19 protein-coding genes, 1 tRNA gene and 1 pseudogene are annotated in these 20,066 nt (G+C 33.4%); 17 read left to right on the forward strand and 4 right to left on the reverse strand.

Annotated elements, in window-relative coordinates; translation table 11 throughout:
- Window positions 1–416 precede the first annotated feature (416 nt).
- The 8 genes from M4I23_RS15855 to M4I23_RS15890 all read left to right on the forward strand — a co-directional run bounded on the left by M4I23_RS15855 (window position 417) and on the right by M4I23_RS15890 (window position 8,072).
- Window positions 417–1,526: a sensor histidine kinase gene (locus tag M4I23_RS15855; protein ID WP_249755065.1), complete on the forward strand. Its 1,110-nt coding sequence runs from the start codon at window positions 417–419 to the stop codon at window positions 1,524–1,526.
- Window positions 1,523–2,239, forward strand: a complete 717-nt coding sequence (locus tag M4I23_RS15860) for a LytTR family DNA-binding domain-containing protein (RefSeq protein ID WP_249755066.1) — start codon at window positions 1,523–1,525, stop codon at window positions 2,237–2,239. Before M4I23_RS15855 ends, M4I23_RS15860 begins: the two co-directional genes overlap by 4 nt.
- A 96-nt stretch (window positions 2,240–2,335) precedes the next feature.
- Window positions 2,336–3,523, forward strand: coding sequence for a DUF1566 domain-containing protein (locus M4I23_RS15865; RefSeq protein ID WP_249755067.1), 1,188 nt, complete (start codon window positions 2,336–2,338; stop codon window positions 3,521–3,523).
- 110 nt (window positions 3,524–3,633) lie between these two features.
- Window positions 3,634–4,860 (forward strand): DUF1566 domain-containing protein, encoded by a 1,227-nt coding sequence (locus M4I23_RS15870; protein ID WP_249755068.1) that lies wholly within the window; start codon window positions 3,634–3,636, stop codon window positions 4,858–4,860.
- A gap of 64 nt (window positions 4,861–4,924) precedes the next feature.
- The gene (locus M4I23_RS15875; protein WP_249755069.1) at window positions 4,925–5,959 is read left to right on the forward strand and encodes an arylsulfotransferase family protein; all 1,035 of its coding nucleotides are present in this window, start codon (window positions 4,925–4,927) and stop codon (window positions 5,957–5,959) included.
- Between the two features lie 145 nt (window positions 5,960–6,104).
- Window positions 6,105–6,854, forward strand: coding sequence for a YHYH protein (locus M4I23_RS15880; RefSeq protein WP_249755070.1), 750 nt, complete (start codon window positions 6,105–6,107; stop codon window positions 6,852–6,854).
- Between the two features lie 140 nt (window positions 6,855–6,994).
- Window positions 6,995–7,438 (forward strand): toxin-antitoxin system YwqK family antitoxin, encoded by a 444-nt coding sequence (locus tag M4I23_RS15885; RefSeq protein WP_249755071.1) that lies wholly within the window; start codon window positions 6,995–6,997, stop codon window positions 7,436–7,438.
- Window positions 7,407–8,072, forward strand: coding sequence for an SCO family protein (locus M4I23_RS15890; protein ID WP_249755072.1), 666 nt, complete (start codon window positions 7,407–7,409; stop codon window positions 8,070–8,072). The genes M4I23_RS15885 and M4I23_RS15890 overlap by 32 nt, the downstream gene beginning before the upstream one ends.
- Window positions 8,073–8,306: 234 nt before the next feature.
- On the opposite strand, the gene M4I23_RS15895 is transcribed toward M4I23_RS15890, so the two are convergent.
- Window positions 8,307–8,381, reverse strand: a tRNA-Pro gene (locus tag M4I23_RS15895).
- A gap of 161 nt (window positions 8,382–8,542) precedes the next feature.
- Between M4I23_RS15895 and M4I23_RS15900 the strand changes: the two genes are divergently transcribed.
- From M4I23_RS15900 to M4I23_RS15940, 9 genes and pseudogenes are all read left to right on the forward strand, one after another.
- Window positions 8,543–10,840 (forward strand): TonB-dependent receptor, encoded by a 2,298-nt coding sequence (locus tag M4I23_RS15900; protein WP_249755073.1) that lies wholly within the window; start codon window positions 8,543–8,545, stop codon window positions 10,838–10,840.
- 25 nt (window positions 10,841–10,865) lie between these two features.
- Window positions 10,866–11,990: a PQQ-dependent sugar dehydrogenase gene (locus tag M4I23_RS15905; protein WP_249755074.1), complete on the forward strand. Its 1,125-nt coding sequence runs from the start codon at window positions 10,866–10,868 to the stop codon at window positions 11,988–11,990.
- A gap of 4 nt (window positions 11,991–11,994) precedes the next feature.
- A complete protein-coding gene (locus M4I23_RS15910) occupies window positions 11,995–12,411 on the forward strand; it encodes a cytochrome c (protein ID WP_199269925.1) in 417 nt (138 codons plus the stop codon).
- Window positions 12,412–12,461: 50 nt separating this feature from the next.
- Window positions 12,462–13,067, forward strand: a complete 606-nt coding sequence (udk, locus tag M4I23_RS15915; RefSeq protein WP_158847814.1) for a uridine kinase — start codon at window positions 12,462–12,464, stop codon at window positions 13,065–13,067.
- The gene (locus M4I23_RS15920; protein ID WP_158847812.1) at window positions 13,068–13,400 is read left to right on the forward strand and encodes a septum formation initiator family protein; all 333 of its coding nucleotides are present in this window, start codon (window positions 13,068–13,070) and stop codon (window positions 13,398–13,400) included.
- Window positions 13,393–14,775, forward strand: a complete 1,383-nt coding sequence (locus M4I23_RS15925; protein ID WP_249755075.1) for a methylmalonyl-CoA mutase subunit beta — start codon at window positions 13,393–13,395, stop codon at window positions 14,773–14,775. Before M4I23_RS15920 ends, M4I23_RS15925 begins: the two co-directional genes overlap by 8 nt.
- Window positions 14,759–15,400, forward strand: a complete 642-nt coding sequence (locus M4I23_RS15930; protein WP_158847808.1) for a hypothetical protein — start codon at window positions 14,759–14,761, stop codon at window positions 15,398–15,400. Before M4I23_RS15925 ends, M4I23_RS15930 begins: the two co-directional genes overlap by 17 nt.
- Window positions 15,401–15,424: 24 nt before the next feature.
- Window positions 15,425–17,525 (forward strand): annotated as a pseudogene (gene scpA / locus M4I23_RS15935) (methylmalonyl-CoA mutase).
- Between the two features lie 24 nt (window positions 17,526–17,549).
- Complete coding sequence (locus M4I23_RS15940; protein ID WP_249755076.1) at window positions 17,550–18,299, forward strand: DUF5995 family protein; 750 nt, start codon at window positions 17,550–17,552, stop codon at window positions 18,297–18,299.
- A gap of 18 nt (window positions 18,300–18,317) precedes the next feature.
- On the opposite strand, the gene M4I23_RS15945 is transcribed toward M4I23_RS15940, so the two are convergent.
- Genes M4I23_RS15945 through M4I23_RS15955 form a run of 3 tightly spaced genes read right to left on the reverse strand, consistent with a single transcriptional unit; the run spans window position 18,318 to window position 20,040 of the window.
- A complete protein-coding gene (locus M4I23_RS15945; protein WP_158847804.1) occupies window positions 18,318–18,548 on the reverse strand; it encodes a VF530 family DNA-binding protein in 231 nt (76 codons plus the stop codon).
- On the reverse strand, window positions 18,529–18,753 hold the full coding sequence (locus M4I23_RS15950; protein ID WP_249755077.1) for a DUF6500 family protein: 225 nt from the start codon (window positions 18,751–18,753) through the stop codon (window positions 18,529–18,531). Before M4I23_RS15950 ends, M4I23_RS15945 begins: the two co-directional genes overlap by 20 nt.
- Before the next feature lie 3 nt (window positions 18,754–18,756).
- Window positions 18,757–20,040 (reverse strand): DEAD/DEAH box helicase, encoded by a 1,284-nt coding sequence (locus M4I23_RS15955; protein ID WP_158847800.1) that lies wholly within the window; start codon window positions 20,038–20,040, stop codon window positions 18,757–18,759.
- Window positions 20,041–20,066: the final 26 nt, after the last annotated feature.

Genomic DNA, 20,066 nt, shown 5'->3' on the forward strand with positions numbered 1-20,066 from the left:
ATTTTAGTATGAACGAAATACTAAAAGCAAAACTTTGGGTGAGTATTGAGTAACAGCAAAAGATATTGAGTCCCAGATTTCAGATATACTTCAAAAAAAAAGCAATTTGGACGCTTGTTGAAAAAAAATTGATACAATTCCTATTATCGATTTATATACGACTACAGAACAGCTAACAGAGGATTTGTTTTATCATGTTAATCTTGTAGTTTCAAAAAAAAGATACGCGAACTTGAGAGCATAATTGAGCCATTTAAAATGAAATAAAATCATTAATCTAGTTTCACCCCCTTAGAACATCCTAAACCTCAACTATAAGTTTTTATTGACTCAAACAGCCTTTCTATTGAAAATATTTGAATTCTAACCATAATAATTGCAGTTTTACAGTATCTTAATAGAGCTTAAAAAGTATTATGAATCTAGAATTCTTAAACAAACGCAATTCAAAGATTTTTGAGTTAATTTTTATTTCAGCCTTTTGGTTGTTATTATTTACCGCACCCCTATTCTTTCAGTGGATTAACGTCGATACAGTTAATTGGAACATCATTTTTAATGTTTGGTTCGATTACTTACCGCTACTCATTATATTTTGCATAAACAGAGTTATTTTAATTCCTCTGTTTTTATTTAAATCTAGAGTTTCTTTATATATACTTTCTGCAACGCTATTAATTGCACTAACCGTTCTTGGCTCTATAACAATACGGCAACAGGAAAACCCACAACAAGCACCACCATTACACGGGCAAAATCTACTGCAGTTTCCTGATTCTAATAAAGAACTCAGACAAAGAAAGACAAGAAAACAAGAAGCCCCAACATCTGCAACACCACCCTATATAAACCTTATATTATTATCAATTTTATTGGTAGGTTTTGATACAGGAATGAACCTTTCTGTAAAATGGGCACAGGGACTGCAGGAAAAAGCCGAGATAGAAAAAGAAAATATTAAAAATGAATTAGCATTTTTACGCAATCAAATTAGTCCGCACTTTTTAATGAATACACTCAATAATATTCATTCCTTGGTTGATTTCGATACTAAAGAAGCAAAAAGTTCCATTGCCAAACTTTCTGTATTAATGCGCCATTTGTTATACGAATCCGACGCAACGCCAACTACTTTAATAAAAGAAATAAATTTCATTAATAGTTATATTGAACTCATGAAATTACGGTTTAGCGAAGAGATTGATATTCAATTTAACTTACCAGAACAGCTACCCAATATCACTATTCCGTCATTACTTTTCACAAACATTCTAGAAAACGCGTTTAAGTACGGTATAAGCTATGATGAAAAATCATTCGTTCATATTAACTTATTTATTCATAAAAACGAGCTTGAATTTAGTATATCCAACAGTTTACATAAAAAGAAAAAACCCAAAGAACAGTCTGGGATAGGTATAGAAAACACTGAAAAGCGACTTAAATTACTTTTCAAAAATAATTATACATTTACCCATACAGAGCACGACAAGATATTTAATTCAACTATTAAGATACCTATATGATAACCTGTATAGCAGTAGACGATGAACCTCTAGCATTGAGGCAGATTGTTTCTTACATTGAGCAAACGCCATTTCTGCAACTTTCTGCAAAATTCACGAATGCATCATTGGTTAAGGAATACCTGAAAACTAACGCTATAGATTTGATGTTTTTAGATATTAATATGCCAGATCTTAGTGGTATGGAATTGGCCAAATCACTTAAAAATCCGCCTAAAATAATTTTCACCACAGCTTATAGTGATTATGCCATAGAAAGCTACAAAGTAAATGCTGTAGATTATTTGCTAAAACCAATTGAATACAACGATTTCTTATCTGCATCTACCAAAGCTGAAGACTTTATAAAAAAAGATACGCTTCTAAAAACAGAAATTAAAAAGACTGGTGATTACCTGTTTATCAAATCTGGACAAAAGCATATCCGAATCAATTTTAACGATATAGAATATCTAGAATCTCAAAAAGAATATGTCTGTATCCATTTAGTAAATAGAGCTCCTGTAAAAACATTAATTCGTCTTAAAAATATTGAAGAAGTATTACCTCAGGAAAATTTTATGCGTATTCACCGTTCCTTTATTGTTAACCTCAACCATATTATTACCGTAGAACGTAACCGAATTATTTACAGCGATAAAAGATTTATTGTTGTGAGCGACACTTACATCGATCAATTTAAAGAATTTATTAGTAACAACTTTTTCAGCTAAAATTCCATTGATTAAATACTGGGTTCCGTTGATATTACTTTTTTTTGACTCTTATCTTTTAGATCTTTATAGTAAGTTAATACTAAAAATAAAGAAATGATATATTATAGCAAAAAACTATTTACGGCGCTTAGCCTATTTTTGTCGGTTATTTCTGTGGCAAAAGCCCAATCTAACTATGCTATTGTAGATACAGGTGTAAAAGTATTTTATAGCGATAAAGGCATAATAGCAGAACCAACCAAAGCACAGCCTTACTATGGGCAAGATGCAACATACACTGGCAATCAACCATCTTACAACGATAATAACGACGGCACTATTACAGACCATGTTACTGGCTTGGTTTGGGAAAAAGATATGGGAGCAAAAATGACTTTTGATGAGGCCTTTAAAAAAGCTGAAAAATCAAACCTTGGAGGTTATACAGACTGGCGAGTTCCAACAATAAAAGAATTGTATTCACTTATTTTATTTACGGGTAAAGTTAAAGGCGCTGTTGCCATAGATAAGTTTATTGATACAGAATATTTTAATCAGCCACTTGGAAACACAAATATTGGGGAACGTGAAATTGATGCACAAACTTGGTCGGCAACAGAATATGTAGGCAAAACTATGAGAAAAGACGCCACTGTTTTTGGCGTTAATTTTGTTGATGGAAGAATCAAGGGCTATCCTAAATATAAACCCAGAACAGGAGATGAAAACACCATGTATTTCCGTATGGTTCGAGGAAATACTGAATATGGAAAAAATAATTTTATCGATAATCGAGATGGTACAATAAGCGATTATGCTACCGGATTAATGTGGCAAAAAACTGATGATGGAAAAGGACGAGATTGGGAATCATCTTTAGAATATGCCGAAAACTTAGAACTCGCAAACTATTCCGATTGGCGTTTACCCAATACCAAAGCGCTACAAAGTATTGTAGATTACTCAAGGTCGCCTCAAACAACAAATTCTCCGGCTATAAACCCTATATTCAACACAACAGAAATAAATGACCCAGAAGGAAAATCTGGACAGTACCCTTATTTTTGGACGAGCACAACACATTTAGATGGTCGAAATCCATCTGCTAGTGCTGTTTATATTGCTTTTGGCGAGGGACAAGGAAAAATGAGAGGAACATTAATGGATGTTCATGGTGCGGGCTGCCAAAGAAGCGATCCTAAAAGTGGAAGTAAAGATAATTACCCGCAGTTTTTTGGACCTCAAGGCGATGTTCGCTATGTATATAATTTTGTAAGATGTGTAAGAGATATAACAGAATAATAATTCAAATTTCTTAAATCTAGATTTTCATTGATGAAACAATGTATTCTATTTATACCTTTTTCTTTAAACTTATACAGTAAGTAAATTTGACTTTAATAAAAAAAAACATGAATATTAAACATATTAATTTTTTAGCAATCTTTATACTTGCCATTACATTATTTTCATGTAATAATGACGACTCAGAGATATCAGATGATGCTTCTACTTTGGACACAACAGACAAAACCTATCCAATTGTAGATACAGGTGTTTTCGAGTTTTACAGTAATGATGCTCTAATAACAGCACCAACTTCGGGGCAAGATTTTTACGGGCAAGACGCAACTTACAATGGAAATCAACCATCGTATACCAACAATGGTGACGGAACAGTTACTGATAACATAACAGGTTTAATGTGGCAACAAGATATGGGCGATAAAATGTCTTATTCAGATGCTGCAGCATTAGTCGAAACTATAAATTTGGGGAATCATACAGACTGGAGAATACCTACTATCAAAGAATTGTACTCATTAGCTAATTTTACAGGAAGATGCTTTGGCGATGATGCCGTAGACCTATTTATTGATACCAATTATTTTGAACAACCTATTGGAGATGAATCTATAGGAGAAAGAGAAATAGATGGACAAACTTGGTCTAAAACACATTATGCGGGACTTATAATGAATGGAGACGAGGCCATTTTTGGTTATAATTTTGTTGATGGTCGATTAAAAGGATACCCTAAATATAAGCCTGCAGATGGTTCTCTTAACACTATGTATTTTAGAATGGTAAGAGGTAACGAATCTTATGGCGAAAACAACTTTACAGACAATGGTGATGGTACTATTACAGACCTTGCAACAGGTTTAATGTGGCAACAAGCAGATAATGGTAATACTTACGACTGGGAAAACGCATTAGATTACGCCGAGTCACTTACACTTGCCGAACATAGCGACTGGAGAATGCCGAATGCTAAAGAATTACAGAGTATTGTTGATTATACACGAAGCCCTTCAACGACTTCTTCACCAGCGATAGACCCATTATTTTCTTGTACTCCTATTATTGATACCGATGGTAATTCTGGACAGTATGGTTACTATTGGTCCAGCTCACCATTACAAGATGGACCAACTCCATATACCGATGCCGTTTATTTTTGCTTTGGAAAAGCACAAGGCGTAATGAATGGCAATCTAATGGATGTACATGGTGCCGGAGCACAACGTAATGATCCTAAATCTGGAGATGCAACAGATTTTCCTGATAATTTTGGTCCACAAGGTGATGTTCGCTATGTTTATAATTTTATTAGATGTGTAAGAGATGTAAATTAAGCACTTATACCATAACGCACTTTTAAATTAACGCTCTTAAATAAGAAGCCAAAAATAATTGAATATGAAACACTTAAAATTTTTAATAATTATAATCATTGGTTTTTTAATTTTCTCTTGCGAAAAAGATTCCAATAGTGATAATATAGAGACACCAATAGATGATACAATAAGTAAACTTAGCGATGGATATGTTCTTTACTCTTTTATGGGAGACAAAACAATACATCTTATCGATACCATAGGAAATGATGTAAAATCATGGACATCTTCATTCCAAACTTCTGGGGGATCTTATTTATCTAAAAATAATAACCTTCTTCGTTTAGGGTCCACACCAGAAGCTAAAGCAGGAGTTTTTTCTAGTGGTGGTGCTGTTGGAGGAATTATCGAAGAACTAGACGATAATAGCAATGTTATTTGGTCTGTTCAAAAAGATAGTGACGATTCTACATTTCATCACGATTTTAAAGAGGTAGATGAAAATACAATAATTGCTCTTACATGGGAACTTCTAGAATACAATGGAGAAGAATACTGGAATGAAAACATATTACTAATAGACAAGACTAGCAATTCGGTTATTTGGGAATGGAGCGCAATAAATGACGGTGGCCTTATTCCAAACGATAATGATAAAACAGACTTTCTTCATTTTAACTCTATTGATTATAAAAACGGCTCTATTTTAATAAGTTCCAGAAGTCAAAATAAACTCTATTTAATCAATAAAGAAAGTAAAGAAATAACAACCACTCTATCTGTTAATGGCACTCTATCTGGTCAACATGATGCTACTCTTTTAGATAATGGAAATATTTTAGTCTTTAACAATAATGCAGGTAACAATAAATCAGAAGTATTAGAAATTACAAAGTTAGATGAGCTTATATGGCAATATTCAAATGATTTTTATTCTGATCATATATCGGGAGTTTATCGTTTAGAATCCGGCAATACCATCATTTGCTCGGGAATTGAAGCACGCATTATAGAGGTCTCTGAAACTGGAGAAGAAGTTTGGGACTATTCACCAGAGAGCACGAATACAAATAAGAGCTCTGAAATATTCAAGATTAGGAAATATTCTAGTTATTAAAAGTAAATAAGCGTTATCATTGTAATCTTACTTGCTATAGACTTCCCTATTTTAAAATGAAGTGCAATATATCCAATACTACTCTTACAAGTAGCTGCCATCGAAAATATTTCAACAAAAAAACATTTATCAAAATAGAATCTATATGAAATCGAAATATATTAAAAACTTCACCATAATAATGATCTTTTTAAGCCTTGCTAGTTGTAGTGAAGACGATAAAGTAACACCCCCTGAAACTATAGAAGTTCCTGATGTGTATTTAAAAATTTATGGTGCAACAAGTATTACAAGCGATGGCACTTATATTACCATAAATACAAATGGCAAACCAGACCATAAGAGTGTTTATTACCCAACTTCAAGTGAGTTATACGAAGATTTTAGTGGTACAACTTTCGAAGGTTATACTTTCAAAAAAAATCCCAATACAATAGCTTCTTTTGATTACACCTTTAAAATCCCTTTAAACCCAACAGTAGCTACTAATCATGCAGCAACACCACTTGGAGCCATCGGTGTTTCATTAAACGGAGTTCCTCTATTTAATCAATATGCAGGACCTAACCAGCCGCTTACAGACGAGTTTCAAAGTTTTGATAAATATTTGGGACACCCAACAGCAAACGGAACCTTCCATTATCATATTGAACCATTATATTTAACAACCGTAACGGCTAGCAGGTCTGCACTACTTGGTTTTCTTTTAGATGGTTTTCCTGTTTATGGTCCTGAAGAAAATGAAATGGACGTTACTGGATTAGATGCATATCATGGTCATAACCACGCTACCGAAGATTACCCTGATGGCATTTATCACTATCATATTACCAATACAGACCCTTATATAAACGGAAACGGATATTATGGAACACCAGGAACTGTAACACAGTAATGAAATACGCCCATTTAATTTTCCTGATTATTTGCATGTGTTCTTGTAAAAACGAAACAAATAAAACTGTTATTATTAAAAACATTCCAGCTTCATTTGTTTTAAAATCAAATACCACAACAAAAACCAGTTCACTCTATTTGGAAGACAAAATCTATTCAGGTTTCGTTTACGAACTACATCCAGGGTCCGTAGATACGATTTTAATAGAAAGTTATTACAATGGGTTAAAAGAAGGTGCTTCAAAAAAATGGTACACTGATAATAAATTAAAGGAATTGCGACATTATTCTTCTGGACAAAAAAACGGTAAGCAAATTGCCTTTTGGAAAAATGGAAATAAAAGATTTGAATATACAGCCAAAAATGATGCTTATGAAGGTGAATTAAAAGAATGGAATAGCTATGGGTTTTTATTTCATTTAGCTCATTATACCAACGGACAAGAGGAAGGCTCACAAAAACTATGGTATGATAACGGGAAAATTAGAGCAAACTACGTTATCATTAGTGGTAAAAGATATGGGTTATTAGGAACTAAAAACTGCGTAAATGTATCGGATAGTATTTTTTTTAATAAGTAGTATTTTACTCATTGGTTGTAATGGAAACAAAAAGCAGCTTCAGAATATAAAAGACACCATAGCTTTGCCTTACTATAATGACCCGACTTTTACCCCCGTATTTATAAAGGATAAATCTAGCGTTCAAAAAGAAATTACACATACTATTGCTGATTTTGAATTCTTAAATCAAGATAGTGTTTTGGTGAATCAAAATATAATTAAAAATAAAATACACGTTGCCAATTTTATTTTCACGACTTGCGGTAGTATTTGCCCAATAATGACAGATAATTTAAGAATAGTTAGTGATAGCTTGCAAAACAATAAAGATCTTGTCTTTCTATCTTATTCTGTTACACCTTGGATAGATACGCCAAGTAAACTAAACACTTACAAGAAGATTCATGACATAACCAATAAGAATTGGCAATTTCTAACAGGTTCAAAAAGTGACATCTATAAATTAGCGAGACAATCTTATTATGCCGAAGAAGATATTGGTTTCAGTAGAGATAGCACAGAATTTCTACATACCGAGCATTTAATTTTAGTAGACAAAAGCAAAAAAATTCGAGGTATTTATAATGGCACCGTAGCTTTAGATATGAAAGCGCTAATCAATGATATAAATACTTTAAAAAATGAAGAATAATACTTTCGTTAGCAGCGTACTCTTGTGAAAAAAAAGTAAAAGAGCACTGCTTTTAGTAAAAGCACCTTTATAAGTATCATCATATATTTATTCACCTAAGTGTAAAACTCAAATTTAGAATGAGCGTTCATACGCTGTATTTATTATATGATATCAAACGATATCATATAAAACAAAAAAACACTGAAAATCATACGATTAACAGTGTTTTTGTCTTCCCTATCTCTAGGTTAGTCGGGGTGGCAGGATTCGAACCTGCGGCCTCCACGTCCCAAACGTGGCGCGATAACCGGGCTACGCTACACCCCGAATAGTTATCTCTAACGGGATGCAAATATACTTTTTTATATAATATATGCACTAAATATTTTATATAATTTTTAAAAAAATTATTTTTAACCTTTATAAGAATAAAACAAGTTGCATTTAATATTAGCATAACCTGACATAAAAACTCACACAAACAGAAAATGAAAGAGCATAACCATTTGTATTTCAGCAAAATAATAACGTTTATTATTTTGCTTATTGGAGGCTTAAATATAAATGCTCAACAAATTATAACAGGCAAAATTATTGATAGCGAAAACGGAACTCCGCTTGAAAATGTAACAATTAAAGATAGCCTAAACCATATTGTTTCAATTTCTAATGTTTTAGGTGCTTTTAAACTGCAAAAATCTGGATTATATCAAATTGAAAAAATAGGCTATCAAGTAAAAATCGAATTTGTAAAATCTAACTATACTACTATTCAGTTAGAGCTAAACCCTTCTCACTTAAGTGAAATTATTGTTAACGCACACCATTTACCCCTAAAACTAAAAAAAGCAAATACAACTATAGACATAGTTACATCTAAAGATATTGAACGCGGAAACACAACAAACCCAATCCATGCTTTAAACAGAGTTCCTAGTGTGTTCATGCAATCGGGAGCTTTAAATACAAACAAAATTTCTATTAGAGGTATTGGTTCCAGGAATCTATATGGAACTTCAAAAATTAGAGCTTATTTTCTGGATATCCCGCTTACATCAGGGAACGGAGAAACTAACATTGAAGATTTTGAATTGAGCACGATCTCCCGCTTTGAAATTATTAAAGGTGCTGGCTCTAGTATTTATGGTGCTGGATTAGGTGGTACTATCCATTTAATTCCACAAAGCGCTTATTTAAATCAGACGTCGTTTCAAACTGATATTTCGTTTGGATCGTTCGGACTTATAAAAGGCCTATTAAATATAAATCACGGTACAGGTAAAAACAGTTTTAAAATTATACATAGCAACACACAAAGCGATGGGTACCGCGATAATAATAAATACAATCGGCAAACTTTTACTATCAACACTAAACACTTTTTAAGTGAAAAGGATGATATTTCATTTTTAGCCAGTTATTTAGATTTAAAAGCTTTCATACCAAGTTCTATAGACAAAAGCACCTTTACAAACAACCCCAAATCAGCAGCTTTTACTTGGGCACAATCTAAAGGCTACGAAGATTCGCAACGTGGTATTTTCGGGAGTTCTTGGAATCATCAATACGCAAGTAACCTAAAACAAATAACAAGTATTTTTACCTCATTTAAGAAAGCATACGAACCAAGACCTTTTAATATTCTAACGGAAAACACAGCTGCTTTTGGTTTAAGAAGCCGCCTTTTAGGATCCTTTAAAAAAGTAAATTGGACTCTTGGTGGCGAGTTTTTTAAAGACACCTATACATCTAGAACTTTTGAAAACCTATATCAAGATTTCCCTGTAGGAACAGGGAGCATTAAAGGAGACAAACTATCTGATTTTAAAGAAAACAGAACGTATTATAACCTTTTCTTTGAGACTAATTATCAAGCTTCAGAAAGAACAACATTTTCCCTTGGTTTAAACTTCAACAAAACATCTTACAATCTATTAGACCAATTTGTTACAAATGAAAACCCAGACCAATCGGGGGACTACAAATTCAAAGCTATATTATCTCCAAAATTCGGATTTTCACATTTATTCACAGATCATATTAGTATTTACGGGAATATCAGTCATGGTTTCTCACCTCCTTCAACTCAAGAAACCTTGCTACCCGATGGCCTAATAAATACCGACATAAAACCAGAAACCGGCTGGAATTTCGAAATAGGCACTAGAAATGCTTTTTTCAACAACCGTTTAAAACTCAATTTAGCTTTATACAGGTTAGACGTTCGTAATCTTTTAGTGACCAGAAGAACGGGTGACGACCAATTTATTGGTATTAACGCTGGAAGAACAACTCACGATGGCCTGGAAATAGTTTTAAAATACCAATGGCTAGAATCGAAAACAATGTCTCTCAACCATTATTTAACCTATACTTTAAACAATTTTAAATTTAAAGAATTTCTAGATAATGGAGACAATTTCTCAGGAAAAAAACTAACTGGTGTGCCATCAAATCTATTAAATACAGGTCTCGATTTAGATACTAAACGGGGTATGTATGCAACGATAAACTATCAATATGTGGGGCGCATACCCATAACGGATAGCAACTCGCTTTTTTCTAACAGTTATAGTTTAACGAATATTAAGTTGGGCTACAAGCACAACATAAATAAACACCTTAAACTTAATGCCTATTTTGGTCTAGATAATATTTTTAATAAACACTACGCATCGCAAATACTAATTAACGCTATTGGCTTTGGCGGTACTGCTCCAAGATACTATTACCCAGGTAATCCTATAAATTATTACACCGGAATAAACTTAAGTTATATGTTTTAACTAAATTTATAAAAAAACAAAAAAGATGAAAAAACTTCACGTTATAATTGCTGTAATTTCACTATCACTAAATGCTTGTGCTCAACAAACCGAAACGGAAGTAAAAGCAACAACACCTGTAAACTTAAATTACACAACAGAGTTAGTTGTTCCCAATTTAAACACGCCTTGGGGTATGGCTTTTTTACCAGATGGTGGTATACTTATCACAGAAAAAGCTGGTGAACTTATTCTCTTTAAAAATGGAACAAAAACAAATATAGATGGTTTACCCGATATTTATGTTCGCGGACAAGGAGGCTTATTAGACATTGAAATTCATCCAGATTATAAAAATAACGGTTGGATATATATTACATACGCTTCCGCGGAAGGAGAAGGCGATGGTGGCAATACTGCGCTAATGCGAGCCAAAATAAGCAACAATACTTTAGTTGAAAAACAGGTATTATACAAAGCTGGACCAAACACTAAAAAAGGACAACATTTTGGTTCTAGAATAACATTTGATAATGATGGTTATTTATATTTCTCTATTGGCGAACGTGGTAATCGTGACGAAAATCCACAAGATATTACGCGCGATTGTGGAAAAATATATAGATTAAATGATGATGGAACAATCCCTGCAGATAATCCGTTTGTAAACACACCCAATGCCAAAACAGCTATTTTCAGTTACGGACATCGTAATCCTCAAGGCATGGCTAAACACCCAGAAACAGGAGCAATTTGGGTTAACGAACATGGACCAAAAGGTGGCGATGAAATTAATATAATTGCCAAAGGGAAAAACTACGGTTGGCCTATAATTTCCTATGGCGTAAATTACAGTGGCACAGCATTTACAGAAATAACAGAAAAAGAAGGTATGGAGCAACCCTTGTTTTATTGGGTACCATCTATCGCCCCAAGTGGTATGGCTTTTGTAACGTCGGGGAAATATCCAGAATGGAAAAATAATATCTTGGTAGGCTCCTTAAAATTTCAATATTTAGAACGCTTAGTTCTCGAGAATAACAAAGTAGTAAAACGCGAAGAATTATTTAAAAATATTGGCCGCGTACGTAACGTCGTCCAAGCTCCAGATGGTTATATTTACGTTGCCGTAGAAGGTAAAGGCATTTTTAAAATTATTCCAAAAAAATAAAACTATGAAAATAACTGTATTATGTCTATTATTTTGCTATTCATTATACCAGATAACGCCAGATAAAACAACCTATATCAAAACCGATCCATTAAAAGAAAGTATAGTTCGAGGTCGAGAAATTTATAATGATTTTTGTGTGTCTTGCCATTTACCAAACGGTAAAGGCGTAGAAAAAGTTTATCCGCCATTAGCAAAATCCGATTTCCTTTTAAAAGAAACAATCGAGAGCATAAAAGCCATAAAATTCGGCAAAACAGGTAGAATGGTCGTTAATGGCAAAATATATAATGGCAGCATGATGCCTTTAGGTTTAAGCGATGATGAAGTGGCCGATGTTATGAATTATATTACCAACGCTTGGGGTAATAAAAACGACAAAATTATTACCGAAGACGACGTTGCAAAAATTAAAAAATAAAGATTCCTTAAACCTTTACAATTAATTAACTTTGCACAAAATAAAAAAACATGCTAATTATAGGAATTGCAGGCGGTACTGGCTGCGGAAAAACAACGGTTGTAAATCAAATTCTACACGAATTACCTGAAGGTGAAGTAGGTGTTATTTCGCAAGATTCCTATTATAAAGACAATACTCACCTATCTCTTGATGAACGTGTTAACGTAAATTTCGATCACCCTAGATCCATAGATTTCGATTTATTAGAAACACATTTAAAAGCATTAAAAAAAGGAAAAAACATACATCAACCCGTATATTCATTTGTAAAACACAATAGAACGGGCGATACTATTTTAACACATCCACGAAAAGTGATGATTGTTGAAGGTATTTTAATATTAACAAATCCCGAACTTCGTGATATGTTCGATATCAAAATATTTGTTCATGCCGATACAGACGAGCGTTTAATTCGCCGTTTAAAACGTGATATTAGCGAACGCGGTAGAGATATAAACGAGGTTTTAACACGTTACCAAACAACATTAAAACCAATGCACGACCAATTTATCGAGCCTATGAAAGAATATGCCGATATTATTATACCAAATAATAAATACAATACCGTTGCGGTGGATATTGTGCGCACCATTATTAACGACAGACTCTAAATGGCGAAATTCAATAAAAATACAAGTAAATATTTAAAACCTTTTAAAAATTGGTTTATCGTGATATTTGCTGGTTTCATGATTTGGATGATTTTTTTCGATGCCAACTCTTGGCTCATTCATCACGAATTAAATACCGATATTGATGCTTTAGAAAATGAAAAAGAATATTATAAGCGTGAAATTGAAAACGATAATAAAGCAATTAAAAAATTAAGCTCGGAAGAAGGTTTAGAAAAATTTGCCCGAGAAGAATATTTCATGAAGCGTGATAATGAAGAAATTTACATCATTGAATATGAAGATAGTTTAAAAGTAAAAAAAGATGAGTAAAGGCTTGTTTGATGGTTTCGATCCGGTTTCTACTAAACAATGGAAACAAAAAATTCAGTTCGATTTAAATGGAGCTGATTTTAACGATACCCTTATCTGGAATTCAAACGAAGATATTGCTGTAAAACCATTTTATAATACCGACGATTTTAAAAAAAATACAACAACCTCATCAATAAGCAGTTCTCCATGGAAAATTGGACAAACCATATTTGTTGCTCATATTGAAAACTCGAATTTAAAAGCTGTAAATGCAATTAAACGCGGCGCAGAACGTATTCATTTCATTATTCCTTCCGAAGAAAATATTTCTATTGAAAGTTTATTAAAAAACATAGATACCTCTGCTATTCCTATTCATTTTGAATTACAGTTTCTATCTGTAGAATTTATTGAAAAAATATTAACCCTTACGGGGAAAAGGGACATTACCATTTCAGTTGATATTATCGGAAACCTTGCTAAAACGGGCAACTGGTTTAAGAGTTTAACCGATGATTTTTCAAAATTCGAAACTTGTTTTCAGAGTTCAAAACAAATAAATATAAACACTAGTTTGTATCAAAATGCTGGAGCCAATATCGTTCAGCAATTAGCCTATGCCTTAGCGCATGCCAACGAATATCTCAACCATTTAAAAATAGATACTAAGCAAACTATTCAAACAACATTTAGCATCTCAGTAGGATCGAACTATTTCTTTGAAATTGCAAAAATTAGAGCTTTACGACTACTATGGCGTACTTTAGCAACAGAATACAACATAAATACAGATTGCCACATTATTGCCACGCCAACAAAACGTAACAAAACACTCTACGATTACAATACCAATATATTGCGCACAACCACCGAATGCATGAGTGCTATTTTGGGCGGAGCAAATACAGTTTGTAACTTGCCTTTCGATGCCATTTACCATAAAGATAACGAGTTTGGAGAACGTATTGCTAGAAACCAACTTCTTATTTTAAAGCATGAAAGCTATTTTGATAAAGTGAACAATCCGGCCGGTGGCGCCTATTACATAGAATCGCTAACAGAACAATTAGCAGAAAAAGCATTAGACTTATTTAAAAATGTTGAACGTAATGGCGGATTTTTAAATCAGTTAAAATCTGGCACTATTCAACGTAAAATTAAAGAAAGTGCAGATAAAGAGCAACAACAATTTAATAGTGGTGAGCGTGTTTTATTAGGCACAAATAAACACATTAACCCAAACGATAAAATGGAACACCAATTACAGCTTTATCCTTTTGTAAAAATAAATAAGAGAAAGACTTTAATTGCTCCCATTATAGAAAAACGATTATCAGAACAAGTAGAACAAACCCGATTAAAAAATGAAAAACAAAATGAAATCAACCGTTAACATTATCTTATTATTAGTAGCATTAACCGCTGTAAGTTGTAAAAAAGAAAATACTTTTAACGATTACAAATTTGCAGAAAAAGGCAACGTTATTAACTGTGAAAACCAAAATACAGCCTTAATAAATGAAGCCTTATTTAGCTTTGAAGATGATATTGCTTCATTTTATGCTAAAAACGGACAAAAAAACATGACCACCTCTTACTCGCAATTTCTTAGAAATGCTACTATTAATAGAGTAAAATATGCCGATGTAGTTTCTCCACATACCGTAAAAGTATTTGAAGCTTTAAAAAACGAAGGAAGCCTTTGGGATGCAAACAATCCAGACAGCCATTTAAATTACAAAAGCGATTTGATTAATTGTATTGCAAGTAACTTAAAAGATAAAAACTTAAAAACAACATTTGATGCGCTAGTTACAACCAATAGTATGAAGCCTCAATTATTCGTGACGCCAATTGCACGAAACTATAGAGCTGCAATTTCAGATAAATATTTAGCGACTTACATTGCTTTAGATTTGTATTATGCGAAACTTTTCGATATTGATTTATCTAATGTGAAAGAAAAACCAATTGTTGAACAAAAAGTAGATTTTAATAAAAGGCCAATAACTAAATAAAAATTGAGAAAAAACCTTCAACATATTACTTTAAAAGCAGAAGCTGAAAGCCAAAATTTGGACGTGAATAAAACTGAAAACTTTATCACTTCCGAAGGCATTCCGTTTAAACCAAAATATTCTAAAGTGGATGTTGAAGATTTAGAACATCTCAATTTTGCTGCTGGAATACCACCTTATTTACGCGGCCCATATAGCACAATGTATGTTGAAAAACCTTGGATCATTAGGCATCATGTTGGATTCTCTACTGCTAAAGATGGTAATGTTTTTTATAAACATAGTTTAAAAGAAGGACAAAAAACACTTTCAATTACTTTAGATTCCGTAACAAATCTTGGTTACGATTCCAGTTACGAATGCATGGATGGAGATGTTGGAAGGTCTGGTGTTGCTATAGATTCTGTTGAAGACATGAAAATACTCTTCGACCAAATTCCACTCGATAAAATCTCGATTTCCATACCCATGAATGGAGCTGTTTTGCCTATCATGGCTTTTTATATTATAGCTGCAGAAGAGCAAGGTGTAAAACTAGAACAATTAATTGGCACCATCCAAAACGATACTTTAAAGGCGTTTATGCTGGATAATACCGACATCTATCCGCCAACACCATCAATGAAAATTATTTCGGATATTTTTGAATTCACAAACAAAAACATGCCGAAGTTTAATAGCATCAGTATTTCTGGATACCACATCCAAGAAGCTGGAGCTACCTGTGATATTGAATTGGCTTATACCCTAGCCGATGGTTTGGAGTATATAAAAAAAGGACTTAATGCTGGCTTAGATATAGACGCATTTGCGCCAAGACTTTCTTTCGTTTGGGGAATTGGCATGAATCATTTTATGGAAATTGCCAAAATGCGAGCCGCACGAATGTTATGGGCAAAACTAATCAAGCCATTTAACCCGAAGAGCCCAAAATCATTATCATTGCGTACACATTCTCAAACGGCTGGTTGGAGTTTAACAAAACAAGATCCTTTTAATAATATTACTCGAACAACTATTGAAGCTACATCTTCGGTATTTGGAGGCACTCAAAGTTTACATACCTCCACTTTAGATGAAACCATTGAGTTACCAACCGATTTCTCGGCACGTATTGCTAGAAACACACAAATATATTTACAAGACGAAACACAAATAACAAAGACCGTAGACCCATGGGCAGGCAGTTATTTTGTAGAGAAACTAACCGCCGATATAGCAAACAAAGCTTGGACTTTAATTGAAGAAATAGAATCTCTTGGAGGTATGAGTAAAGCTATTGAAGCAGGAATCCCTAAACTTAGAATTGAAGAAGCTACTGCTAAAAAACAAGCAAAAATTGATTCTAATCAAGACATTATTGTTGGAGTAAACAAATATGTTCTTGAAGAAGAAGATTCTATTTCTACGCTTGAAACTAATAACGAAACGGTTAGAAACAATCAAATAGGCCGTTTAAAACAAATAAAAGCAAATAGAAATTCTGAAAACGTAAAAACAGCTTTATCAAATTTAACGGAAGCTGCTCGCACAGCACAAAATAATTTATTAGCTTTAGCTATTGAAGCTGCTCGCGAACGCGCTACTATAAGTGAAATAACCAAGGCTTTAGAAGTAGAATTTAGAAGACATAAAGTCTCAAACTAAATCATTTTCTGACATGTATAACAAAGCAATAAAAAAAGATATATCCTTTAATAAAGCTCAAGAATTAGCCAACATTTTTGCCGAGCAAGACGGAAGACGCCCTAGAATTATGGTTGCCAAAATGGGACAAGATGATCAGAACTCGAAAATAATTGCCACAGGTTATGCCGATATTGGTTTTGATGTTGATATTGGTCCATCATTCCAATCGCCTACCGAAGTTGCAAAACAAGCTGTAGAAAACGATATACATATTTTAAATATTTCCTCGTTAACAACAGGACACAAAACACTCGTTCTAGAAGTTATAGATGCGCTTAAAGCTTATGACCGTGAAGATATTATGGTTATCGTTGAGGGCGTAATATCAAAACAAGATTATCATTTTTTGATTGATGCAGGCGTTATTGCCATTTTTGATCCTAAAACTAAAATTAGTGAAGCCGCTATAAAAATATTAGAGATTTTGATTAATTAAAGTATAACTCTAAATTTCAATAAAATGATTGCAACTACCATTGATGAAGTTATTGAGCATTTAGAATTCATTATCCAAACTTCTATAAAAGAAGAAAGCACACTTGGTTATTTTGCGGCGCTATATCAAAAAGTAACTCTAACGGTTAAAAATAAACTCGGCACAAACTATTTTGATGATGATGTAAGAATGGAGAAGTTAGATGTTATTTTTGCCAATCGCTATTTAATGGCTTATTCAAATTATAAACAAAATCAACCAGTCTCTAAATCTTGGCAATCAACTTTTGATACTTCCTTTACTTGGCCACCTATCGTACTTCAACATTTACTTTTAGGAATGAATGCACATATTAATTTAGACTTAGGTATTGCCGCAGCCGAAATATCAAACCCTTCAACAATTAGCAGTTTACAGTCCGATTTCAACAAAATAAATGATATCCTCTCCGCATTAATTAATGATGTACTAGCCGATTTGTCTGAAATTTGGCCAACCCTTCTCAAAATCTTAAAATTCACGAATAAGGTCGATGACTTTTTAATAAACTTTAGTATGAATATGGCTCGCGATGGAGCTTGGAAGTTTGCCATCACCATGGTTAATCAACCAGATATACTTTCAAAAAACAATGCTATATTGAAGCGTGATGGAGAGATAGCCGAATTCTCAAAAACGATAACCAATCATAAATTCACAATTAAAATGATACTTCTAGCTGCGAGAATTGGTGAACGCGGTAGCGTTTCTGATAAGATTAGAATATTAAGATAATTGAAAACGAAGTATAACCTAGCTTCTATTTTTATTCTTCAGCATTTTTAAATACATGTTCTCCACTTTTGTGCGTGCCCACGGCATTCTACGCAAAAATTTCAAACTCGATTTTACCGATGGATTATCTGTAAAACATTTAATTTTTATATTGTAACCCATGTATTCCCAACCATAATGCTCAACCAAATCATTAATAATTTGCTCTAGCTTTATACCGTGTAAGGGGTTATTTGGTTGCGATTCCATTTACTAATCCTTTTATTTTAACCGCTTTTTCAAAATGATCCAGTTTATGGGTTTCAATCCACCAAGTAGCGACTTCCATTAACAATTCTGGATTATCATTTTTGTTTTTAAAAAAAGCGTAAAAGGAAACACCAACGGTGTCTCCTTTTACAGCTATCTTTTTATTACAAACGTCAATTATTTTATCTTTTAAAACCTGTTGCATGTTCTAATTTCGACGGTCAGAGTTACGCTTTGGTCGTCTTGAACCACTACTTTTACTAGAGCTTTTACTACTAGAGTTTCCAGATTTATTAGATGGTCTAGAATTTCTATTTTGGCGCCCTTGTCCTTGTTTTATTGGTGCTGTAGATGCATTTGGATCTGGCTCAAAACCTTCCACGATTTCAACAGGAATCTTCATTTCAATAAGCTTCTCAATATCACGTAAAAAAGAAGTCTCATCGGCACTCACTAAAGAAAGCGCTAAACCTTTTGCTCCTGCTCTACCCGTTCTACCAATTCTATGTACGTAATCTTCTGGAATATTTGGAATTTCAAAATTGATAACATGTGGTAATAATGGAATATCTAATCCACGTGCCGCAATATCTGTAGCAACTAAAACACGAACGCGTCCGCTTTTAAAACCTGCTAAAGCTTTTGTACGCGCACCTTGACTTTTATTTCCATGAATGGCCGCAGCTGTAATCCCTGCTTTATCTAATTTTTCACAAAGCTTATTTGCCCCGTGTTTAGTACGTCCAAAAACTAAAACTTGTTTCCAATTACCTTCAGAAATTAATTTAATAATTAACCCTGTTTTAGAACCTTTGGCAACACGATATACTTTTTGAGTAATCGCATCAACCGTTGTGTTTTCTGGAGTTGCTTCAACTTGTACTGGGTGGTTTAAAATCCCATGAGCTAACTTTTTAATATCTTTTGAAAACGTTGCTGAAAACATCAAATTCTGACGCTTTTCTGGCATCGATTTAATAACACGTTCAATATCGCGTAAAAAACCCATATCCAACATTCTATCTGCTTCATCTAAAACAAAAATTTCCACACGTTTAAGTGATAGTAAACCTTGGTTTTGTAAATCTAACAAACGTCCTGGAGTTGCAACTAAAACATCAATTCCTTGGCGAAGTGTTGCTACTTGTGGTTTCTGGTTTACACCACCAAAAATAACGGCACTACGCAAATTTAAAAACTCACTATATTCTTTAACATTAGCATAAACTTGTGCTGCTAATTCACGCGTTGGCGTTAAAATTAAAGCACGAATTGGTCTATATTTTTCTTTTGGGTTTTCCGATAAAAGATGTAAAAGCGGTAATGTAAAACCTGCTGTTTTTCCTGTTCCCGTTTGCGCCGAAGCTAAAACATCGTGTCCTTCCAATACTGGAGGAATCGCTTTTTCTTGAATTGGACTTGGAGTAGTGTATCCTTTTTTGCTAATCGCTTTTAGCAAGGCTTCGGATAGGCCTAAAGATTGAAATGACATATAAATTGTTTAGTAAGCTCTTTTTT

This window comes from Algibacter sp. L4_22 (assembly GCF_023473045.1).
Lineage (GTDB): Bacteria > Bacteroidota > Bacteroidia > Flavobacteriales > Flavobacteriaceae > Algibacter.

Excerpts from the sequence above, each read along its gene's own strand:
- M4I23_RS15855 (WP_249755065.1), top strand. The coding sequence starts at position 417 with ATGAATCTAGAATTCTTAAACAAACGCAATTCAAAGATTTTTGAGTTA.
- M4I23_RS15860 (WP_249755066.1), top strand. The coding sequence starts at position 1,523 with ATGATAACCTGTATAGCAGTAGACGATGAACCTCTAGCATTGAGGCAG.
- M4I23_RS15865 (WP_249755067.1), top strand. The coding sequence starts at position 2,336 with ATGATATATTATAGCAAAAAACTATTTACGGCGCTTAGCCTATTTTTG.
- M4I23_RS15870 (WP_249755068.1), top strand. The coding sequence starts at position 3,634 with ATGAATATTAAACATATTAATTTTTTAGCAATCTTTATACTTGCCATT.
- M4I23_RS15875 (WP_249755069.1), top strand. The coding sequence starts at position 4,925 with ATGAAACACTTAAAATTTTTAATAATTATAATCATTGGTTTTTTAATT.
- M4I23_RS15880 (WP_249755070.1), top strand. The coding sequence starts at position 6,105 with ATGAAATCGAAATATATTAAAAACTTCACCATAATAATGATCTTTTTA.
- M4I23_RS15890 (WP_249755072.1), top strand. The coding sequence starts at position 7,407 with ATGTATCGGATAGTATTTTTTTTAATAAGTAGTATTTTACTCATTGGT.
- M4I23_RS15900 (WP_249755073.1), top strand. The coding sequence starts at position 8,543 with ATGAAAGAGCATAACCATTTGTATTTCAGCAAAATAATAACGTTTATT.
- M4I23_RS15905 (WP_249755074.1), top strand. The coding sequence starts at position 10,866 with ATGAAAAAACTTCACGTTATAATTGCTGTAATTTCACTATCACTAAAT.
- M4I23_RS15910 (WP_199269925.1), top strand. The coding sequence starts at position 11,995 with ATGAAAATAACTGTATTATGTCTATTATTTTGCTATTCATTATACCAG.
- udk (WP_158847814.1), top strand. The coding sequence starts at position 12,462 with ATGCTAATTATAGGAATTGCAGGCGGTACTGGCTGCGGAAAAACAACG.
- M4I23_RS15920 (WP_158847812.1), top strand. The coding sequence starts at position 13,068 with ATGGCGAAATTCAATAAAAATACAAGTAAATATTTAAAACCTTTTAAA.
- M4I23_RS15925 (WP_249755075.1), top strand. The coding sequence starts at position 13,393 with ATGAGTAAAGGCTTGTTTGATGGTTTCGATCCGGTTTCTACTAAACAA.
- M4I23_RS15930 (WP_158847808.1), top strand. The coding sequence starts at position 14,759 with ATGAAATCAACCGTTAACATTATCTTATTATTAGTAGCATTAACCGCT.
- M4I23_RS15940 (WP_249755076.1), top strand. The coding sequence starts at position 17,550 with ATGATTGCAACTACCATTGATGAAGTTATTGAGCATTTAGAATTCATT.
- M4I23_RS15945 (WP_158847804.1), bottom strand. The coding sequence starts at position 18,548 with ATGGAATCGCAACCAAATAACCCCTTACACGGTATAAAGCTAGAGCAA.
- M4I23_RS15950 (WP_249755077.1), bottom strand. The coding sequence starts at position 18,753 with ATGCAACAGGTTTTAAAAGATAAAATAATTGACGTTTGTAATAAAAAG.
- M4I23_RS15955 (WP_158847800.1), bottom strand. The coding sequence starts at position 20,040 with ATGTCATTTCAATCTTTAGGCCTATCCGAAGCCTTGCTAAAAGCGATT.